Genomic DNA, 17,303 nt, shown 5'->3' with positions numbered 1-17,303 from the left:
TCCATGCCGTACCAGGGGGCTCCGCTCCCGGGTACGGCATGGAAAGTTACGCCAGCCCTCGTCGGGCCACCGCGGGCGGGCGGTGACCCGCGATCGACGCCACCATGTCCAGCACCTGCCGTGTCTCCGCCACCTCATGCACCCGGTACACCTGCGCCCCCAGCCACGCCGACACCGCCGTGGTCGCCAACGTGCCGAGCACCCGTTCCTTCACGGGCTTGTCCAGCGTCTCCCCGACGAAGTCCTTGTTGGACAGGGACACCAGCACCGGCCACCCCGTCCGGACCATCTCCCCGAGCCGTCGCGTCGCCTCGAGACTGTGCCGCGTGTTCTTCCCGAAGTCGTGCCCGGGATCGATCAGCACGGACTCCCTCGGTACCCCCAGCGCCACCGCCCGCTCGGCCAACCCCACCGTCACCCGCAGAATGTCGGCCATGACGTCGTCGTACGTCACCCGGTGCGGCCGGGTCCGCGGCTCCGAACCCCCCGCATGTGTACACACCAGCCCCACCCCGTACCGCGCGGCGACCTCCGCCAGCCCGGGGTCCACCCCACCCCACGCGTCGTTCAGCAGATCGGCACCGGCCTCGCAGACCGCCTCGCCGACCTCGGCCCGCCAGGTGTCCACGCTGATGACGACATCCGGGAAGCGTCGCCGTACCTCCGCGACGAAGCCGACGGTCCGCCGCGCCTCCTCCTCGGCCGTCACCTCTTCCCCCGGCCCGGCCTTCACCCCGCCGATGTCGATGATCGCGGCGCCCTCCGCCACCGCCTGCTCCACGCGCGCGAGGGCGGGCTCGTCCCGGAAGGTCGCCCCCCGGTCGTAGAAGGAGTCCGGGGTCCGGTTCACGATCGCCATGATCACCGGCTCGTGCGCGTCGAATTCACGCCTGCCCAGCCTGAGCATCCCCTGTGACCTCTCGTAGTACGACCTGGGTATGACCGGTTCCTCGGCCGCCTGCGACCCTAACTGTCGGACTCGCATGGCACGATCGGACCCTGACACTTTCAGCATCGAGCACACCGAGCGTGGGGACCCAGCGATGGTTATGTTCTTGTTCCTGGTCGTCGCGCTCGCCGTGGTGGTCGCCGCGGTGACACTCGCCGTGGTGGGCGGCGGCGAGGGCACCGGTCCACTCCCGGAGGCGGCACCCGAGCGACTGCACGACCCGCTGCCCCCGGAGCGCCCGGTCAGCCGCGCGGACATCGACAGCCTGCGCTTCCCGCTCGCCCCCCGCGGCTACCGCATGGCGGACGTGGACGACGCGCTGAACCGCCTCGGTGCCGAGCTCGCCGAGCGGGACGCCCGTATCACCGACCTGGAGTCCGCGCTGGCGGGCGCCCAGGCCGCGTCCCGCGTCTCGATGGACAAGCCCGACGAGGAGGACCACCGGTGAGCGACGGAGCGGCCGTGGCCGGCCCGGACGGCGCCCTGCGCTGCCCCTGGGCCCTGTCCACGCCGGACTACGTGACGTACCACGACGAGGAGTGGGGCCGCCCGGTCCACGGCGACGACGCGCTGTTCGAACGGCTCAGCCTGGAGGCCTTCCAGTCCGGCCTGTCCTGGATCACGATCCTGCGCCGCCGGTCGGGCTTCCGTACCGCCTTCGACGGCTTCGTGATCGCCAAGGTCGCCGCCTTCACCGACGTCGACCGGGAGCGCCTCCTGGCCGACGCCGGCATCATCCGCAACCGCGCCAAGATCGACGCCACGCTCGCCAACGCGCGCGTGCTGGCCGAGTGGGCCCCGGGCGAGCTGGACGAGCTGATCTGGTCCCACGCCCCCGACCCGGCCGGCCGCCCCGTCCCGAAGACCGTCGGTGACGTCCCGCCGGTCACGCCCGAGTCGACGGCCCTGTCGAAGGCCCTGAAGAAGCGGGGCCTGCGCTTCGTCGGGCCGACGACGGCGTACGCGCTGATGCAGGCGTGCGGTCTGGTCGACGACCACTTGGCGGACTGCACCGCACGCCGCCCCTGAGCCGGGACGGGTCCGTCGGGCCCATGTGGGCCCGTCCGGGCTCAGCGGCCCAGGTACTTCGGCTTCTCCTTGTTGACGAACGCCTGGACCGCGATCGCGTGGTCCTCCGAGGCCCCGGCCCGCGCCTGGAGCTCGTCCTCCTTCTCCAGGGTCTCGGCGAGGGAGTGGGACAGCCCGTACGCGACGGCCTCCTTGAGCGCCGCGTACGCCACCGTCGGCCCCGCGGCCAGTGCCCGCGCCACCTTTTCGGCCTCGCCGCGCAGCTCGTCCGCCGGTACGACCCGGTTGGCGATTCCCAGCTCGTACGCCTCCTGCGCCTTGATGCTGCGCGGGAAGAGCAGCAGGTCTGCGGCGCGACCGGGGCCGACGACCCGCGGCAGGGTCCAGGAGATGCCCGAGTCCGCCGTCAGGGCGACGCCCGCGAAGGAGGTGTTGAAGGCGGCCGTGTCCGCCACGATCCGGTAGTCAGCGGCCAGCGCGAACCCGAAGCCGGCTCCGGCCGCGACCCCGTTCACCGCGGCGACCACCGGCTTCGGCGCACCGGCCAGCGCCCGCACGATCGGGTTGTAGTGCTCCTTGACCGTGGTCATGGTCTGCCCGGACCCGGTCTCCCGGTCGGCGGCCAGCAGCCCGATGTGCTCCTTGAGGTCCTGCCCCACGCAGAACGCCCGGTCACCGGCCGCGGTCAGCAGCACGGCCCGTACGGCGCCGTCGGCGGCCGCCGCCTCGACCGCGTCGCGGAGGGCGACCTTGGCCGAGATGTTCAGCGCGTTCATCGCCTCGGGGCGGTTAAGGGTGATCATCGCGAGTCCGTCGCTCACCTCGTAGAGCACGGTGTCGGCCATGGCGGAACGCCTCCGGTGTCGCAGTGAGGACGTACCGGTCGGTACGTCCGGTGTCCGAAGGACAGCATGGCGGAGATCACCGTCCATGGACCTGAGCCTACGTGTGACCTGCGTCAAAGAATTCCGGTGGGTTTCCGGTCCATGGGAGTCCGTGCGGCGGCGCAGTATCGCAGTCACATCGCCGAATTGAGTGGTTTTGCTCGCGCGCGTTGCCCAAGCGATGCCGACTGATGTTGGTCATCGGGTCCTGAGATGCGGGATAATGGCCTGGAAGCAATGTGTTCGATGCCGGTGTCGCGCGTCTCACGCTAGGGATCGCGCGTGCCCTCCCAGGGGCCGTCGGCTTTGACGATGAGCTGGTTTCAGGAAGGGGAACGAGCATGGCGGCCATGAAGCCGCGAACGGGTGATGGCCCGCTCGAGGTGACCAAGGAGGGGCGGGGCATCGTCATGCGCGTTCCGCTCGAAGGCGGCGGTCGACTCGTCGTCGAACTGACCCCTGACGAGGCCGACGCACTGGGCGACGCCCTCAAGAAGGTCGTCGGCTGAGCGCGCAAGCGACCATACCCTTTTCAGCCGCCCTGGCATCCTACGTGGTGCCGGGGCAGCTGTTTTGTGGGGGGTACGGCGCTTTCGTGCCGCCTGCTGGAGGCCGTGCGTCAGCGCTTGACCGCGCACAGCAGGCCATCGCCCACGGGGAGCAGCGACGGCACCAGCTCCTGGCTCTCGCGCACCCCGCGCAACAGCTCCCGGATCCGTATGACCTCCGTCGGCTGCGGGCCGGAGTCGACCGTGCGGCCGTTGGCGAAGACGCCCTCGAAGACCACCAGGCCCCCGGGGCGTAGCAGGCGCAACGATTCGGCGAGGTAGTCGAGGAATTCCAGCCGGTCGCCGTCGCAGAAGACGAGGTCGTAGCCGGCGTCCGCCAGCCGGGGCAGGACGTCCAGCGCGCGGCCAGGGATGAAACGGGCCCGGTTGCTGGCGAAGCCCGAGGCGCGGAAGGCCTGCCGGGCGAACTGCTGGTGCTCCGGCTCGGGGTCGACGGTGGTCAGGACGCCGTCCGGGCGCATGCCGTGCAGCAGGTGGATGCCCGACACGCCGGTCCCCGTACCGATCTCCGCGACCGCCTTCGCGTCCACCGAGGCCGCCAGCAACCGCAGCGCGGCGCCCGTGCCGGGCGACACCGAGCGCAGCCCTGCGTCGCGGGCACGGTCGCGGGCCCAGCGCAGCGCTTCGTCTTCGGCGACATAGGCGTCGGCGAACGCCCAGCTCGTCTGCCGGTTGCCGGTAATGGCCCTCTCCTGTCCCATGGTTGCCTGGGCGTGACTGTATCCGTTGCCGCCGGGAACCCGCAGATGGGACCAGGCGTTTATAGGGGTGGCAGAGACAGCGGGGGGACACAGTTGGATCACGACGACGGACGAGACGACGAGCAACTGCTGACGCAGCCGTATGAGCCGTATCAGCACAGATCAAATTCTCGTAAAACCGCTTATCCGGAGCTAACGGGCGAGGTGGCTATGGTAGGGGCTCCACTGGACACCACCAGAGCCGATAGGGGAGGTGCGGCTGCGCCTGTGGATCGGGGCGGAGTGCTGAAGCGCTTCCTCGGATCGGCGGGCAGGCCGAAATCCGTGAACGACACCGCTGCTGACCACAGCCACGCCGCTGACCAGGCCCAGACCGCGACTTTCTCCACCGACGCGGACGGGCAGGCGTGGACTCCGCCCACGTGGGAGGAGATCGTCAGCATGCACAGCGGCCGGGTGTACCGGCTGGCCTATCGCCTCACCGGCAACCAGCACGACGCGGAGGACCTCACCCAGGAGGTCTTCGTCCGCGTCTTCCGCTCTCTGTCGACGTACTCGCCGGGCACGTTCGAGGGCTGGCTGCACCGCATCACCACGAACCTCTTCCTGGACATGGTCCGCCGCAAGCAGCGCATCCGTTTCGACGCCCTCGGTGACGACGCGGCGGAGCGGCTGCCCAGCCGCGAGCCCTCCCCGCAGCAGGTCTTCAACGACGCGCACTTCGACGCGGACGTCCAGCAGGCCCTCGACACCCTCGCGCCCGAGTTCCGCGCCGCGGTCGTCCTGTGCGACATCGAAGGACTGTCGTACGAGGAGATCGCCGCGACCCTGGGCGTCAAGCTCGGCACGGTCCGCTCCCGGATCCACCGGGGCCGCTCCCAGCTGCGCAAGGCCCTCGCGCACCGCTCGCCGGAGGCGCGCGCCGAGCGCCGCTCCTTCGTGGCCCGTGTGCCCGCTCTGGGGGGAGGGGGCGCGACCGCGTGAGTGGATCACGACCCGACCCGGCCGAACGGCTCCTGGCCGAGCAGCATCTGGGAGACCGTCTCTCCGCCCTGGTGGACGGAGAGCTCGGTCATGACGCGCGCGAGCGCGTGCTGGCGCACGTGGCGACCTGCCCGAGGTGCAAAACGGAGGTCGACGCCCAGCGCCGGCTGAAGAACGTCTTCGCGGAAGTGGCCCCTCCACCCCCCTCCGAGAGTTTCCTGGCCCGACTCCAGGGGCTTCCCGGGGGAGGTGACCCGGACGGCGGTGGCTCGCCGTTCGGCGGGGGTGGATTCGGGGGATTCTCCGGACGCGCCTCCGGGGGCTTCGGCGGGAGACCGGGGGTCTTCGGCGTGAAGCGGGACGACCCTTTCGACTTCGACTACGTCCCCTCCGGCGAGCACGGTTCCATGTTGCCGCCCGCTTCCCCGGACCGGGGCTTCCGCATCCATCCGGTCGGCCGGAGCGACGCCGAGCGGTCCGCCTCGCGCGGGCTGCGGTTCGCGTTCGTCGCCGCTGGGGCGGTGTCGCTGGCCGCGGTCGCGCTCGGCGGGGTGACCACCGGCACGCCGGGCGCCACGGCCGCCGATGCCCGCGGTGGCTCCGGCAGCGGCAGCAATGTGACGCCGGCGCGTACGCCGGGCACGGGAGCCGCGGCCACATCCGAGAGCCAGCGTCGCCGCGGGCTCGGTCCGCTCATCGCGCAGGGTGGGCAGGGATCGCTCGGCGAGAGCCTGGTCGCCCCGACCGAGGCGAGCGCGCCGCTGCTGCCCGGGGTGCCGTCGCCCGGGACGGCCCAGGACATCGTGCACACGCTCACCACACCGGTGATGGCCGGTGCCGCAGCCATGTCTCCCTTGGTGCGTCCGCTCACCGCCGTCTCACCGATCGCTCTGACCGCATGGTCCTCGGCCCCGGAGGTCACCGCCCCCGGCCTGCTCGCCGCACCCGTCCCCGACACGACCTCGGCCCCTTCCTCCTCACCGTCGTCCCGCTGACCAGCCGTCCCGCCGACCAGCGGTCCCGCCGAACCGGCCTCTGCGCGGCGACCCGCGAACCTGGTTGAATCCAGGGTGGGCCGCGCCCACGGCACGCAGCCGGGCGCGCGGTGAGGGATTCGACGTGCCGCGGCCGCCGAAGTGCCGTGCCGCGGCGGCTGTGGGGAGAGCATGAACGAGGGGAAGCCCACGAAGGCGAAGTGGTGGAGCCGGCCTCGACCGCAGGACGGCTCGGCGGAGCGGGCGGCCGCGCCGGAAACCGACGAAGGCGATTTCGAGCTGGAACGGCCCGCCGTGGTCGCGGACGGTGACACGCACGAGGGGGACTTCGTGCTGGAACAGCCGGCCACGGCCAGGGCAACGGTGAGGGAACCGATCCCGGCAGCGATCCCGGCACCGGTCGCGGAGGACCTCGGACAGTCGGTGGCTGCCGTCCCGGAGGGCGGTCCGACCGCTGCCGATACGGATGAGCCGGATGAGGCAGATGGGCGGGGCGGGCGGGACGAGCCGGTGGTGATCGTTTCCGCCCCCGCCGCCCCCTCCGCCGAGCGCCCACCCCTGCACGACCCCGACCCCTACAGCACCCCGCCGTACGGCGAACCGGGCCCCTGGGCGCCCGCCCCGCCGGTCCAGCACCCCGCGGCGACGCCCACGCACGGCACGACGGTCCCGGCGCCCGCGCAGGCCGCGAGCGCTCAGGGGGTGTCCGCCCCGCACGCTCCGGCCGCCCAGGGAGCCCCTGTTCCGCCCGGCCCGCCTGCCCAGCGCGCCCAGCCCGTCCCGTTCGCGCCCCATGGCCCGTACGCCGCACAGGGGTCGCACCCGCACGGCGCCCCCGTCGCACCCGCTGCTCTCGCCCACCCTCCTGTCGCCCCCCAAGCCGCCCCCACCCTCCCCCAGGCCCCGTTCCCCGACACCCCATCCCCCACCGACCCCTGGCAGCGCTACGACCCCTGGGCCCCCGCCCCGCTCGCCACCTCCGCCCCTCTCCAGCTGAACGGGGCCGCTGTGCCCAGCGAGCGGCAGCGCCGCAGCCGGGTGAGGCGGGCGCTCGTCGGCGGTGCGGTGCTGCTCGCTCTCGTGGCCGGGGGCGTCGGTGGCGTCGTAGGGGCGTATCTGGAGCGCGACGGCGGGCTGGGGACCGTAGAGCTGCCGCAGGCCGGTGAGGAGGACACCGGGCGGGCTCCGGACAGTGTGGCGGGCATCGCCGCGCGGGCCCTGCCCGGCGTCGTCACCCTGCACGTCACCGGCAGCGAGGAGCAGGGCACCGGAACCGGCTTCGTGCTCGACACGCGTGGCCACATCCTCACCAACAACCACGTCGTGGAGCCCGCCGGCGCGGACGGCGACATAACCGTGGTCTTCAACGGCGGCGAGACCGCCAAGGCCGAGGTCGTCGGACACGACAGCGGCTACGACCTCGCCGTCGTGAAGGTGACGGGCGTGAGCGGGCTCAAGCCCATCCCGCTCGGCAACTCCGACAACGTGCAGGTCGGCGACCCCGTCGTCGCCATCGGTGCCCCCTTCGACCTGGAGGGCACGGTCACCTCCGGCATCATCAGCGCCAAGGAGCGGCCCATCACGGCGGGCGGCGAGACGGACGGCAGCGACGTCTCGTACGTGGACGCCCTGCAGACCGACGCGCCTATCAACCCCGGCAACTCCGGCGGCCCCCTCCTCGACTCCCAGGCCCGGGTCATCGGCATCAACTCCGCCATCCGCTCCGCCGACAGCGGCTCGGACTCCGAGACCGGCCAGGCCGGTTCCATCGGCCTGGGCTTCGCCATCCCCGTCAACCAGGGCAAGCGCGTCGCCGAGGAGCTGATCAACACCGGCAAGGCGACCCACCCGGTCATCGGCGTCACACTCGACATGGACTACACGGGCGACGGCGCCCGCGTCGGCACCAAGAGCGGTGACGGCGGCTCCCCGGTCACCGCCGGCGGCCCCGGCGACCGGGCCGGCCTCAAGGCGGGCGACGTCATCACCGAGGTCGACGGGCGGCCCGTCCACTCCGGCGAGGAACTCATCGTCAAGACCCGCGCCCACCGCCCCGGCGACAGCCTGGAGCTGACCGTCGAACACGACGGCCAGGAGCGGAAGGTCACGCTCGTGCTCGGATCCGCGGACGGCGAGTGACAGCGAGGACCGGAGGATCGGCCATGGCATCGCCCGGGGACCGGCTTCGGCCGCGATTGACAGAATCCTCACAGGTCAGGGCGCGATTCCGGGCCTGACAAGGCAAACAGCGCGAAAAACCGGTCGCCTACATGCACTCGGACGCCTCAGGACGGTACCGGTCGGACAGGTGGGCCGGGTACCGTGGACCCGGCCCGGACCACGGAAGACCGCACAGACCACCGAGGGCCGAGGGCCGAGGACATCGCAAGGAGCTTCAGGTGTTCAATGACATAGGACCGCTCGAGCTGATCACGCTCGTTGTCCTCGCCGTGCTCGTCTTCGGTCCGGACAAGCTCCCGAAGGTCATCCAGGACGTGATGCGCACGGTCCGGAAGATCCGTGAGTTCTCGGAGAGCGCCAAGCAGGACATCCGCCAGGAACTGGGCCCCGAGTTCAAGGACTTCGAGTTCGAGGACCTCAACCCCAAGACGTTCATCCGCAAGCAGCTGGACAACGACGAGCTGGGGCTCAAGGAGATCCGCAACGGCTTCGACCTGAAGAAGGAGATGGCCGAGGTCACGGACGCGGTGCACAGTCGCGACACCGAGTCGTCGTCCCCCTCCACCTCTTCGGGCGGCCGCATCGACATGACGAAGAAGCCCGACGGCTCCGACGGCCGCGACGAGCGCCCGCCGTTCGATGCGGACGCCACCTGAGCGCCCGTACCCGCGCTGTCGAGCCCACGACGCGTCACGCACGCCCTGGCGTACGTGACGCGTTTCACATTCCGCCGCCGCCCGGTAGGGCCTGAACCGGGCGCCGGAGCGACCCACGCGCCGGGCGGTTTCCCGGCTGCCCGGAGCGGGGTGGCTATGCTGCCGAGTTGTTGCGCGGACCGGACGAGTACGCCCGAAGGGGGGCGGGCTGCCCGGATCCGACGAGAGCGAGGAGGCGTCCGGCACATGGAGACGACAAGTGGGGCAGTCGCGCAGGCGCCGGCCGCGGAGGGCGGACAGCAGCTCCCCTCGGACCGGCGCACGGTCGACGGCTACCTGCTGGCGCCCTTCCCTTGGTACGGCCTCGACGAGGCCTTCACGGGGCCGCGTTGGCTGATGCAGGTCGGTACGGCGGCCGACGGCGCCGTCGAACACGGGTCGATCGGGCACGGTGAGGAGCCCTCCATCCGCAACGAGGCGACCGAGGACAAGGAGCGCTTCGCGGTCGTGGTCACCGTCGCCGCCAACCCGGTGCGGCGCAGCGCGGACGGCACCGGCCTGCTGGAGGCCACCTCGGTGTCCTCGGCGGCCTGGCTCGCCGGAGTGGGGCTGCTGTCCTTCACCTGGCCCGGCCACATGGACCACAGCCTGCGCGACTCCTGGCTGGAGCAGCAGACGGAAACGGCGTGGGTGCTGGCCGACGACCTCGGCGGTCCCGACTGGTCCACGCTCTCCCTGCCCGTGGACGGCGCGCCCACGCCCTTCCACTACCGGGAGTCCGAGTACGGCTGGGTGCTCGCGGGTTCCACGCAGGAAGGGGTGCACGTGGGGGCGTATGGGAGGGGCATGAGTGCGTATGGTCTTGGCTTCGCCATGATCAAGGACATTTCTGCCTACGCCTAGGCACGGCATCAAGGGGGACCGTCGCGGCAATGCGGCGGTCCGGTCCCACTAGCTTTTGACCAATGTGCGCCAAATTCCTACGGCAGCCACGACCTGGGCGAGAAGCCAGGTGACCTGTCCGGAGAAGCCGCCCAGTTGGTAGATCGACTGCAGCAAAGCGAAACGGGTGGGCCAGTACTGCCGCTCCTGCCTGAACGTCGCCGTATCCATCCAGATACTGGTGAGCGTCAGGATGGTGAGCATGAGCACCGAATACAGGAGCAGCAGGCCGAAGTCCGCATCAATGACCTGGATGATCAAAGCAGTCAGACAGGCCGGCACGGCGTAGGCGAAGGTCAGGCTCCACGCGCGAACAGGGCCGCGGCGGCCGGGCAGCAGACGCCACAGCGCGCCCAGGACGAATCCCGCACCGGCCCACGCCACCTGATAGGCAATGAAACTCGTGACGACACTCGGAATCCGAGTGGGCTCATGGGAAAACTGCATCAAACCCCAGTCGCTCGCCATGTCCACATACATGAGGGCGCCGCTGGCGGGAATTCCGAAGCAGAATGCCAGACGTGCGGCATGCAGGGCATTGGACCACCAATGGTCTTCCGGTCCCCAAGCCAGGGCGGTGTCCAGTACGGAAAGCTGCGCGGGTGGATTTTCCCTGTCGCATCCGGCGGCCAGCCACTGGCGTTGCTGACGCAGTTGATCCTCCAACTGCTCGCGTGTCGTGTCACCGGCGCGCCCTTGCTCCAACAAGCGTAGTCGGTGGTTCAGATTGCGGTACTCATGGGCTTTTTCCATCAGTTCGCGTCGGCGCTTACTGGTACCCAGTCTCTGCAAGTAAAAGCAAAGCCCCATCTGGCTCAGCACCGACCATCGCCGCCCCGCGGCAAGAACCATGAACAGTGAGCCGATGTTCAGCCAGAGCCAGATACTGTACTGCGCGTTGGTGCCTGTGATCGTGGCGCCCCTCAGTCCCACGGTGAAGGCAAATACGACGACGACCAGCAGAAGGTCGGGCCTTTCCGGTCCCAAGGAGAATACCTCCTTAGGGCCGCCCTGAACCCGCTGCGGCTTGGTGCGAAAGTTCAGCAGGGCGAAGAGTGCGATACCCGTCAAAACCCAGCTGTAGGAGAAAATCCAGGTGAGGATGGTGTACGAGAAATTCGCCAGATAATCGCTGACGTATACCCCGTGTGCAGCGGGACCTTTTTGGTCGGTGAGCCAGGTGACCCGTTCCCATTGGTTTTCGTTTGCCCACCAGAGACACGCGAGCAGGCCCCCGGCGATCACCCCCAGCAGGACTGAGGCGGCTACGGCGCAGCGAACCGGCGCATGGTCCCACCTGGCGGTCCAGCGAGTGCGGACCAGTCCTCCTTCGCATGCGAAGCGCCATGCCCATGCGGTCATCGCGGCCAGCCACAACCACACCGTCGTCAGGCCCATGAGCGCATACCCGACCTTGCCGAAGGCGGTCGGCGGGCCAACCGAATCCAGGGTCGGAGACAGGCCGAAGAGTTCAGGGGCCAGCACCACCAGCAGGCCGGCCGCCGCCACCGTCGAGGCGCATCCGATGACGGCATGAGTCTGCCGTCGTCGGCGGCCGCCCGGAACGTCGGACTCGTCGGTCCAGGCGTTCGGGACCGCGGGTGACGGGCTGTGGCCCCAAGGGCGGGCGGCGAGGATCAGGGCCAGGCCGGCGGCAATACAGATGAGCGTGCGCCATCGGGGTGTGACGGGCTGCTGCGAGATGATCAGAATCAGTACCAGGGCGACTGCTCCGCTGAGCAGGGCCCAGTGCAGAACTGACTGCGCGGGGCTTTCGCCGCGCCTGCCGACGATGTTGCCGACCCGCCACCTGGGTGCCGACGTCCCGAACGCGGGCGATGCGTACGAACGTTGGGTACGGAACGCGGCCAGTGCGATCACGATCGAGCCGCACACCCACCACGCGGCAACGCCTACCGAACTCCAGAACGACTGATCGTAGGTCAGGGTCCAGGACCGTTGCCACGGTAGCTCGACTTCGATCATGATGCGCTCGGGAAGCTGGTTGTTCCATTCCAGCCCGTTCCCGTCGGAAGAGGATGCCTTCCCATAGCGATCATTGAAATTGAGGCCGCCCAGCTTGGCCTCGACATGCCGCCAGGGAATTGTTTGCAGCGTCGGTGGCCGGAGGGAAACGTTCCATTTCTGTCCCTCGATCCTGGCGATCCTCCAAGGGCCGAGCTGAAAGGTGTTGTAACCCTTGATCCAGGCGAAGGAGTCGTACCGAACTGTAACCGTGCCATTTTCGGAGGTTACCGCCGGGTCGTGGGTGCGCCATTCGTTGAGGCGACGGGAATTGTCCTGTCCTCGCAGCAGGCAGCGCATCGCCGTCCGATATTCCGTGGATTCCTCACTGAATGTCAGATGCCTTGCCAGCCGCCATTCGTTCACGGGTACCGTGACAGTCATACCCGAATAGACCTTGACGTAATTTTTGCCGTGCGGATCGAACCGGATCGTGGCGTCAACATCGCTGGCTTTGAGTTGATCCGTCAGGCAGATGTCATGATTATCCTGCCGCGCCTCCGCAGGGGAGCATCCCCACCACATCACCGCGATGACCACCAGCGACAGAAGTTGCCACCACCGCATCTTCGTCATAGCCCCCGACACCTCCTGCCCGGAGAATTTAGACGTGCGTTCTATGGGTCACACCAAGACACACGGCAGGAGGTCAGGCAGCCCACTCCTTCGGCCGTGGGCTGCGGAATTGCAGGAAATCGGTCAGTGGCTGATGATGGAATCAGATGATCGCCGACTATTTGACGGAGGGGTCATGACCGAAACAAGTGTGTCCGCTGCGAGGAATCGGCTTCCCCGCTTCGAGGAAGCCGAAGGTCTGGGCCCCCAGGACGCGGCGTTCGTCCGGGATCTGGTGGCGGTGCTGGCCAAGCACGGCAACCTGAACCGTTTCGGCCTGTGCCTTCTGCACGATCACTTCCCACTCGCCGCGGACGAGGTGCTGGTGGAGACGAACGACTCCAGAGCGCGCACGCTCCACGCCCACGTGGAGAAGGTGGACAGCACACGGCACATCAAGGCGTCACAGTGGCGGTTCGTGCCGCATGCCGACCGCGAGCAGGGAGCGGGTTCCGAGGGGGGCTCCTACCAGGAGATCCTGCTGTGCAGCTCGCTCGACCTGTGCCCGGGGCGCGAGCACTGACGGCGATCACAAGAAGGGCATACGACGAAGGGCACCGTCCGTGAAAGACGGCGCCCCTTCTTCGTGGAAGCCCTGGCTAGAAGCCCTGGCTGGAACTCCTCGCAGAACTCCTAGAACTCCTAGAACTCCTAGAACTTGTTCTTCGGGGTGATCCCCAGCGACAGGCCCGAAAGACCCCGCTGCCGCCCCCCGAGCTTTCCGGCGATCGACCGCAGCGCGGAACCCGCCGGGGAGTCCGGGTCGGTGAGGACCACCGGCTTGCCCTCGTCGCCGCCCTCGCGCAGGCGTACGTCGATGGGGATGCTGCCGAGGACCGGGACGGTCGCGCCGGTCGTGCGGGTGAGGCCGTCGGCTACCGCCTGGCCGCCGCCCGTGCCGAACACGTCGACCATCTCGCCGCAGTGCGGGCAGGGCAGGCCGGACATGTTCTCGACCACGCCGACGATCTTCTGGTGGGTCTGGACGGCGATGGAGCCGGCACGCTCGGCCACCTCGGCCGCCGCCTGCTGCGGGGTGGTGACGACGAGGATCTCCGCGTTCGGGACCAGCTGCGCCACCGAGATGGCGATGTCGCCCGTGCCCGGGGGCAGGTCGAGCAGGAGCACGTCCAGGTCACCCCAGTACACGTCCGCCAGGAACTGCTGGAGGGCGCGGTGGAGCATCGGGCCGCGCCAGACGACCGGGGCGTTGCCCGGGGTGAACATGCCGATGGAGATGACCTTCACGCCGTTCGCCGACGGCGGCATGATCATGTTCTCGACCTGGGTGGGGCGGCCGTCGGCGCCCAGCATCCGCGGCACGGAGTGGCCGTAGATGTCGGCGTCGACCACGCCCACCTTGAGACCGTCGGCCGCCATCGCCGCCGCCAGGTTCACCGTCACCGACGACTTGCCGACGCCGCCCTTGCCGGAGGCGACCGCGTACACACGGGTCAGCGAGCCCGGCTTGGCGAAGGGGACCTCGCGCTCGGTCTGGCCGCCGCGCAGCGCGGTCGCCAGCTCCTTGCGCTGCTCGTCGCTCATCACGTCGAGGGTGACGTCGACGCGGGTGACGCCCTCGACCCGGGAGACCGCCTCCGTCACGCGCTGGGTGATCGTGTCGCGCATCGGGCAGCCGGAGACCGTCAGGTACACGGTGACCGCGACCGCTCCGTCCGCGCCGATCTCCACCGACTTGACCATCCCCAGTTCGGTGATCGGTCGGTTGATCTCGGGGTCGTTCACCGTCGCCAGTGCTTCGCGCACCGCGTCTTCCGTAGCCATAAGGACGATGGTACGGCGCCGGGCGGGGGCCGCGGGAAGCCCGTCAGCGGTCGTCTACGTCACGTGCGGACGACCGTTCCGACCGTTCCGACCGTTCTGCCGGGAATACGACATGTCCGTTCGGGTGCTGCTCCTCCAACTCCTTCACCACGTCCTGCAACTCGGAGCGGATCCAGTCGCGGGTGGCCACCTCGCCCAGGCCCAGGCGCAGTGCGGCGATCTCGCGGGTGAGGTACTCGGTGTCGGCGATCGACCGCTCGTTCGACTTGCGGTCCTGCTCCAGGTTGACCCGGTCGCGGTCGGCCTGCCGGTTCTGCGCGAGCAGGATCAGCGGGGCCGCGTAGGAGGCCTGGAGGGACAGCATCAGGGTCAGGAAGATGAACGGGTAGTTGTCGAAGCGCAGGCGCTCCGGCGCGGAGACGTTCCACACCACCCACAGGATGATGACGACCGTCATCCAGACGATGAACCGGCCCGTGCCCAGGAAGCGCGCGATCCGCTCCGACAGCCGCCCGAAGGCCTCCGGGTCCCATTCGGGCAGGATCCGGCGCCGGGGCGGCCGCGGCTGGTCCAGCCGGGCGCGCGGCCGGGTGGTGGCGGTGGCGCCCGCGGGCGTCCGCTCGCGGGTGGTCTCGCGCTCAGGAGCCATGACCGGTTGCTTCCTCGTCGAGGTCGAACTCCGTCTCCCGCCAGTCCTCCGGCAGCATGTGGTCCAGTACGTCGTCCACGGTCACCGCGCCCAGCAGCGAGCCCGCCTCGTCGACGACGGGCGCCGCGACCATGTCGTACGTCGCGAAGAACCCGGCGACGAGCGGCAGCGCGTCGTCCGGGTCGAGGGGTTGCAGGTCGTCGTCGATGATCGCGCTGACCAGGGTGTACGGCGGGTCGCGCAGCAGCCGCTGGAAGTGGACCGTGCCGAGGTACTTGCCGGTCGGCGTCTCGTCGGGCGGGCGGCAGACGTAGATCTGGGCGGCGAGGGCGGGGGAGAGGTCGGGGTTGCGGACCCGCGCGAGGGCGTCGGCGACGGTGGCGTCCGGCCGCAGCACGATCGGCTCGGTCGTCATCAGACCGCCCGCGGTGTGCTCCTCGTACGACATCAGGCGCCGCATGTCGGCCGCGTCGGCGGGCTCCATCAGGCTCAGCAGCCGCTCCTTGTCCTCCTCGGGGAGCTCGGAGAGCAGGTCTGCCGCGTCGTCCGGGTCCATCGCCTCCAGGACGTCGGCGGCACGCTCCTCCTTCAGCTTGCCGAGGATCTCGATCTGGTCGTCCTCCGGCAGCTCCTCCAGGACATCCGCGAGACGGTCGTCGTCGAGGGCGGCGGCGACCTCCGCGCGCCGTTTCGCGGAGAGGTGGTGCAGGACGTTGGCGAGGTCGGCGGGGCGCAGCTGCTCGAAGGTGGCGAGCAGGTTCTCGGCGCCCTGCCCGTGCTCCTCCAGGGAGAAACCGGTGACGGCGGACCACTCGACGGTCAGCGTCTCGCCCTTGTCGCGCCGGAAGGCGCTGCTCTTCCTGCCCTTCCGCATGAAGACGCGGTCGACCTCCCAGTCGCGGCGGGCGGGCAGTTGCCGCACCGACAGGTCGAGCACGGTGACCTGCTCGCCGGTTTCCACCAGCGTGACGCGCCGGTCGAGGAGTTCGCCGAAGACGAGGCGTTCGGTGGGCCGCTGCTCGAAGCGGCGCACATTGACCACGCCGGTGGTGATGACCTGGCCGGACTCGACGCCGGTCACCCGGGTCATGGGCAGGAAGATACGGCGGCGGGTGGACAGTTCCACCACCAGCCCGAGCAGGCGCGGGGGCCGTCGGCCGACGCGCAGCATGACCACCAGATCGCGGACGCGCCCCACCTGGTCGCCGTTCGGGTCGAAGACCGGGACACCGGCGAGGTGCGAGACGAAGATCCGGGGGGCGCCGGCTGCCATGGCTGCGCTTCCTTTTCCTACGGGGCGTATCGCCCTGTGCTGCTTTCCGATGCTTTCTGCTGCTTTCCCCTTCTTCTTCGGATTGCCCGCTCGGGTGGGGTTCAGGCTAGCCCGTCCCGATCGGTAACGCCCTGGTGAGCGGTCCGGACGGACTGACTCCGCTCGTCGTCCGGGACCCCGGTACGCTGCCGTACTGCGTTGAGGACCCGCGAGAAAGGCAGCCCCATCTGTGACTGCGATTCCCCAGGGCCGTGGCCGCCGGGCCGTGTTGGTGAGCGCGCTGTGCGCCCTGGTCGTGACCGGAACGGGACTGACGGGGTGCAGCTCGGACCCGGACTCGGGCACGAACGGGGTGGGCAAGCTGCCCGCCGAGCAGATCCAGACCAGAACCAGAACGGCGGCCTCGTCCGTGGACGCGGTGCGGCTGTCGGGCACCGTGGTCGCCAGCGGGAGCACCTACAAGCTCGACATGCGCCTGAAGTCCGACGGCGGGACCGGGTCGGTCACCTCGGAAGGGGTGACCTTTCAGCTGCTGCGGATCGATGACCAGCTGTTTCTCAAGGCCGGCGCGGGGTTCTGGAGCCACGAGGACGGCAAGGCCGACGACGGCGGGACGGACACGGCGGCCGCCGACAAGCTCGACGGCAAGTACGTGAAGGTGCCGCAGGACGACCCCGCGTACAAGAAGTTCAGCGGCTTCACGGACAAGGACGTCCTCCTCGACGGTCTGCTGACCCTGCACGGCACGCTCGGGACGGACGGCCACCACGAGCAGTCGGGTGTCCGCACGATCCGCATCACCGGCGACGACGGTTCCGGCGGCACGCTGGACGTCTCCCTGGAGGGCAAGCCGTATCCGCTGCGCCTGGTGCGGGCGGGCGGCGCGGGGACGCTCGCCTTCTCCGACTGGGGCAAGGACTTCACCGTCAAGGAACCGGCGAAGGACGACACCGTGGATTACGGGAAGCAGCTGCCGACGTCGTAGCGGCTGAGCGCTCCGTTGAAAAGCGCGGTGACGAACCCGCGGGCCGGTGGGGGGCTGGTCGCGCCCGCGCGGCGGAGCCGC

At 69.7% G+C, this 17,303-nt stretch carries 17 protein-coding genes; 10 read left to right on the top strand and 7 right to left on the bottom strand.

Translation table 11 applies throughout. The annotated features are described in order from the left end of the window. Positions 1 to 46: 46 nt before the first annotated feature. A complete protein-coding gene (folP, locus tag ABT114_RS39135; protein WP_351148923.1) occupies positions 47 to 907 on the bottom strand; it encodes a dihydropteroate synthase in 861 nt (286 codons plus the stop codon). Between the two features lie 142 nt (positions 908 to 1,049). On the opposite strand from folP, the gene ABT114_RS39130 reads away from it, so the two are divergent. Together ABT114_RS39130 and ABT114_RS39125 are read left to right on the top strand one after the other, a co-directional pair. Then, positions 1,050 to 1,397, top strand: coding sequence for a DivIVA domain-containing protein (locus ABT114_RS39130; protein WP_351148920.1), 348 nt, complete (start codon positions 1,050 to 1,052; stop codon positions 1,395 to 1,397). Further along, complete coding sequence (locus tag ABT114_RS39125) at positions 1,394 to 1,978, top strand: DNA-3-methyladenine glycosylase I (protein ID WP_351148668.1); 585 nt, start codon at positions 1,394 to 1,396, stop codon at positions 1,976 to 1,978. Before ABT114_RS39130 ends, ABT114_RS39125 begins: the two co-directional genes overlap by 4 nt. A 41-nt stretch (positions 1,979 to 2,019) precedes the next feature. Here the strand turns inward: ABT114_RS39125 and chcB are convergent, their stop codons facing one another. Beyond that, positions 2,020 to 2,823 (bottom strand): 2-cyclohexenylcarbonyl CoA isomerase, encoded by an 804-nt coding sequence (gene chcB / locus ABT114_RS39120; RefSeq protein WP_351148665.1) that lies wholly within the window; start codon positions 2,821 to 2,823, stop codon positions 2,020 to 2,022. Positions 2,824 to 3,203: 380 nt separating this feature from the next. Between chcB and ABT114_RS39115 the strand changes: the two genes are divergently transcribed. Further along, on the top strand, positions 3,204 to 3,371 hold the full coding sequence (locus ABT114_RS39115) for a DUF3117 domain-containing protein (protein WP_003966491.1): 168 nt from the start codon (positions 3,204 to 3,206) through the stop codon (positions 3,369 to 3,371). A 110-nt stretch (positions 3,372 to 3,481) separates the two neighbouring features. On the opposite strand, the gene ABT114_RS39110 is transcribed toward ABT114_RS39115, so the two are convergent. Next, positions 3,482 to 4,132 carry an O-methyltransferase gene (locus ABT114_RS39110; protein ID WP_351148662.1) on the bottom strand — a complete coding sequence of 217 codons (651 nt, stop codon included), beginning with the start codon at positions 4,130 to 4,132 and terminating at the stop codon, positions 3,482 to 3,484. Between the two features lie 282 nt (positions 4,133 to 4,414). Between ABT114_RS39110 and sigE the strand changes: the two genes are divergently transcribed. From sigE to ABT114_RS39085, 5 genes are all read left to right on the top strand, one after another. Next, positions 4,415 to 5,116, top strand: coding sequence for an RNA polymerase sigma factor SigE (gene sigE / locus ABT114_RS39105; protein ID WP_351148659.1), 702 nt, complete (start codon positions 4,415 to 4,417; stop codon positions 5,114 to 5,116). Next, a complete protein-coding gene (locus ABT114_RS39100; protein ID WP_351148657.1) occupies positions 5,113 to 6,111 on the top strand; it encodes an anti-sigma factor family protein in 999 nt (332 codons plus the stop codon). Before sigE ends, ABT114_RS39100 begins: the two co-directional genes overlap by 4 nt. Before the next feature lie 171 nt (positions 6,112 to 6,282). Continuing rightward, positions 6,283 to 8,250, top strand: a complete 1,968-nt coding sequence (locus ABT114_RS39095) for a S1C family serine protease (RefSeq protein WP_351148654.1) — start codon at positions 6,283 to 6,285, stop codon at positions 8,248 to 8,250. A gap of 260 nt (positions 8,251 to 8,510) precedes the next feature. After that, positions 8,511 to 8,948 carry a sec-independent translocase gene (locus ABT114_RS39090; RefSeq protein ID WP_351148651.1) on the top strand — a complete coding sequence of 146 codons (438 nt, stop codon included), beginning with the start codon at positions 8,511 to 8,513 and terminating at the stop codon, positions 8,946 to 8,948. A gap of 246 nt (positions 8,949 to 9,194) precedes the next feature. After that, positions 9,195 to 9,851: a hypothetical protein gene (locus ABT114_RS39085; RefSeq protein WP_351148649.1), complete on the top strand. Its 657-nt coding sequence runs from the start codon at positions 9,195 to 9,197 to the stop codon at positions 9,849 to 9,851. A 48-nt stretch (positions 9,852 to 9,899) separates the two neighbouring features. Here ABT114_RS39085 and ABT114_RS39080 read toward each other — a convergent pair whose 3' ends face one another. Further along, positions 9,900 to 12,491, bottom strand: a complete 2,592-nt coding sequence (locus tag ABT114_RS39080; RefSeq protein ID WP_351148646.1) for a DUF6185 family protein — start codon at positions 12,489 to 12,491, stop codon at positions 9,900 to 9,902. A gap of 175 nt (positions 12,492 to 12,666) precedes the next feature. On the opposite strand from ABT114_RS39080, the gene ABT114_RS39075 reads away from it, so the two are divergent. Further along, on the top strand, positions 12,667 to 13,053 hold the full coding sequence (locus ABT114_RS39075; protein WP_351148644.1) for a hypothetical protein: 387 nt from the start codon (positions 12,667 to 12,669) through the stop codon (positions 13,051 to 13,053). 128 nt (positions 13,054 to 13,181) lie between these two features. Here the strand turns inward: ABT114_RS39075 and ABT114_RS39070 are convergent, their stop codons facing one another. From ABT114_RS39070 to ABT114_RS39060, 3 genes are read right to left on the bottom strand one after another with little or no spacing between them, the layout of a single operon-like run. Next, a complete protein-coding gene (locus tag ABT114_RS39070) occupies positions 13,182 to 14,315 on the bottom strand; it encodes an Mrp/NBP35 family ATP-binding protein (RefSeq protein WP_351148642.1) in 1,134 nt (377 codons plus the stop codon). 43 nt (positions 14,316 to 14,358) lie between these two features. After that, positions 14,359 to 14,964 (bottom strand): DUF1003 domain-containing protein, encoded by a 606-nt coding sequence (locus ABT114_RS39065; protein WP_351148639.1) that lies wholly within the window; start codon positions 14,962 to 14,964, stop codon positions 14,359 to 14,361. Beyond that, positions 14,954 to 16,237: a magnesium transporter MgtE N-terminal domain-containing protein gene (locus ABT114_RS39060; RefSeq protein WP_351148637.1), complete on the bottom strand. Its 1,284-nt coding sequence runs from the start codon at positions 16,235 to 16,237 to the stop codon at positions 14,954 to 14,956. Before ABT114_RS39060 ends, ABT114_RS39065 begins: the two co-directional genes overlap by 11 nt. A 229-nt stretch (positions 16,238 to 16,466) precedes the next feature. Here ABT114_RS39060 and ABT114_RS39055 point away from each other — a divergent pair, with 229 nt between their 5' ends. Further along, on the top strand, positions 16,467 to 17,222 hold the full coding sequence (locus tag ABT114_RS39055) for a hypothetical protein (RefSeq protein ID WP_351148635.1): 756 nt from the start codon (positions 16,467 to 16,469) through the stop codon (positions 17,220 to 17,222). The last annotated feature ends 81 nt before the right edge of the window (positions 17,223 to 17,303 follow it).

It is taken from the genome of Streptomyces sp. NPDC002088, assembly GCF_040296605.1.
In the GTDB taxonomy this organism is placed as follows: Bacteria; Actinomycetota; Actinomycetes; order Streptomycetales; family Streptomycetaceae; genus Streptomyces.
Note: the sequence above shows the minus strand (reverse complement) of the source record. Positions and strands in the feature narration are given on the sequence as shown.

Excerpts from the sequence above, each read along its gene's own strand:
- folP (WP_351148923.1), bottom strand. The coding sequence starts at position 907 with ATGCTCAGGCTGGGCAGGCGTGAATTCGACGCGCACGAGCCGGTGATC.
- ABT114_RS39130 (WP_351148920.1), top strand. The coding sequence starts at position 1,050 with ATGTTCTTGTTCCTGGTCGTCGCGCTCGCCGTGGTGGTCGCCGCGGTG.
- chcB (WP_351148665.1), bottom strand. The coding sequence starts at position 2,823 with ATGGCCGACACCGTGCTCTACGAGGTGAGCGACGGACTCGCGATGATC.
- ABT114_RS39115 (WP_003966491.1), top strand. The coding sequence starts at position 3,204 with ATGGCGGCCATGAAGCCGCGAACGGGTGATGGCCCGCTCGAGGTGACC.
- ABT114_RS39110 (WP_351148662.1), bottom strand. The coding sequence starts at position 4,132 with ATGGGACAGGAGAGGGCCATTACCGGCAACCGGCAGACGAGCTGGGCG.
- ABT114_RS39095 (WP_351148654.1), top strand. The coding sequence starts at position 6,283 with ATGAACGAGGGGAAGCCCACGAAGGCGAAGTGGTGGAGCCGGCCTCGA.
- ABT114_RS39085 (WP_351148649.1), top strand. The coding sequence starts at position 9,195 with ATGGAGACGACAAGTGGGGCAGTCGCGCAGGCGCCGGCCGCGGAGGGC.
- ABT114_RS39080 (WP_351148646.1), bottom strand. The coding sequence starts at position 12,491 with ATGACGAAGATGCGGTGGTGGCAACTTCTGTCGCTGGTGGTCATCGCG.
- ABT114_RS39075 (WP_351148644.1), top strand. The coding sequence starts at position 12,667 with ATGACCGAAACAAGTGTGTCCGCTGCGAGGAATCGGCTTCCCCGCTTC.
- ABT114_RS39070 (WP_351148642.1), bottom strand. The coding sequence starts at position 14,315 with ATGGCTACGGAAGACGCGGTGCGCGAAGCACTGGCGACGGTGAACGAC.
- ABT114_RS39065 (WP_351148639.1), bottom strand. The coding sequence starts at position 14,964 with ATGGCTCCTGAGCGCGAGACCACCCGCGAGCGGACGCCCGCGGGCGCC.
- ABT114_RS39060 (WP_351148637.1), bottom strand. The coding sequence starts at position 16,237 with ATGGCAGCCGGCGCCCCCCGGATCTTCGTCTCGCACCTCGCCGGTGTC.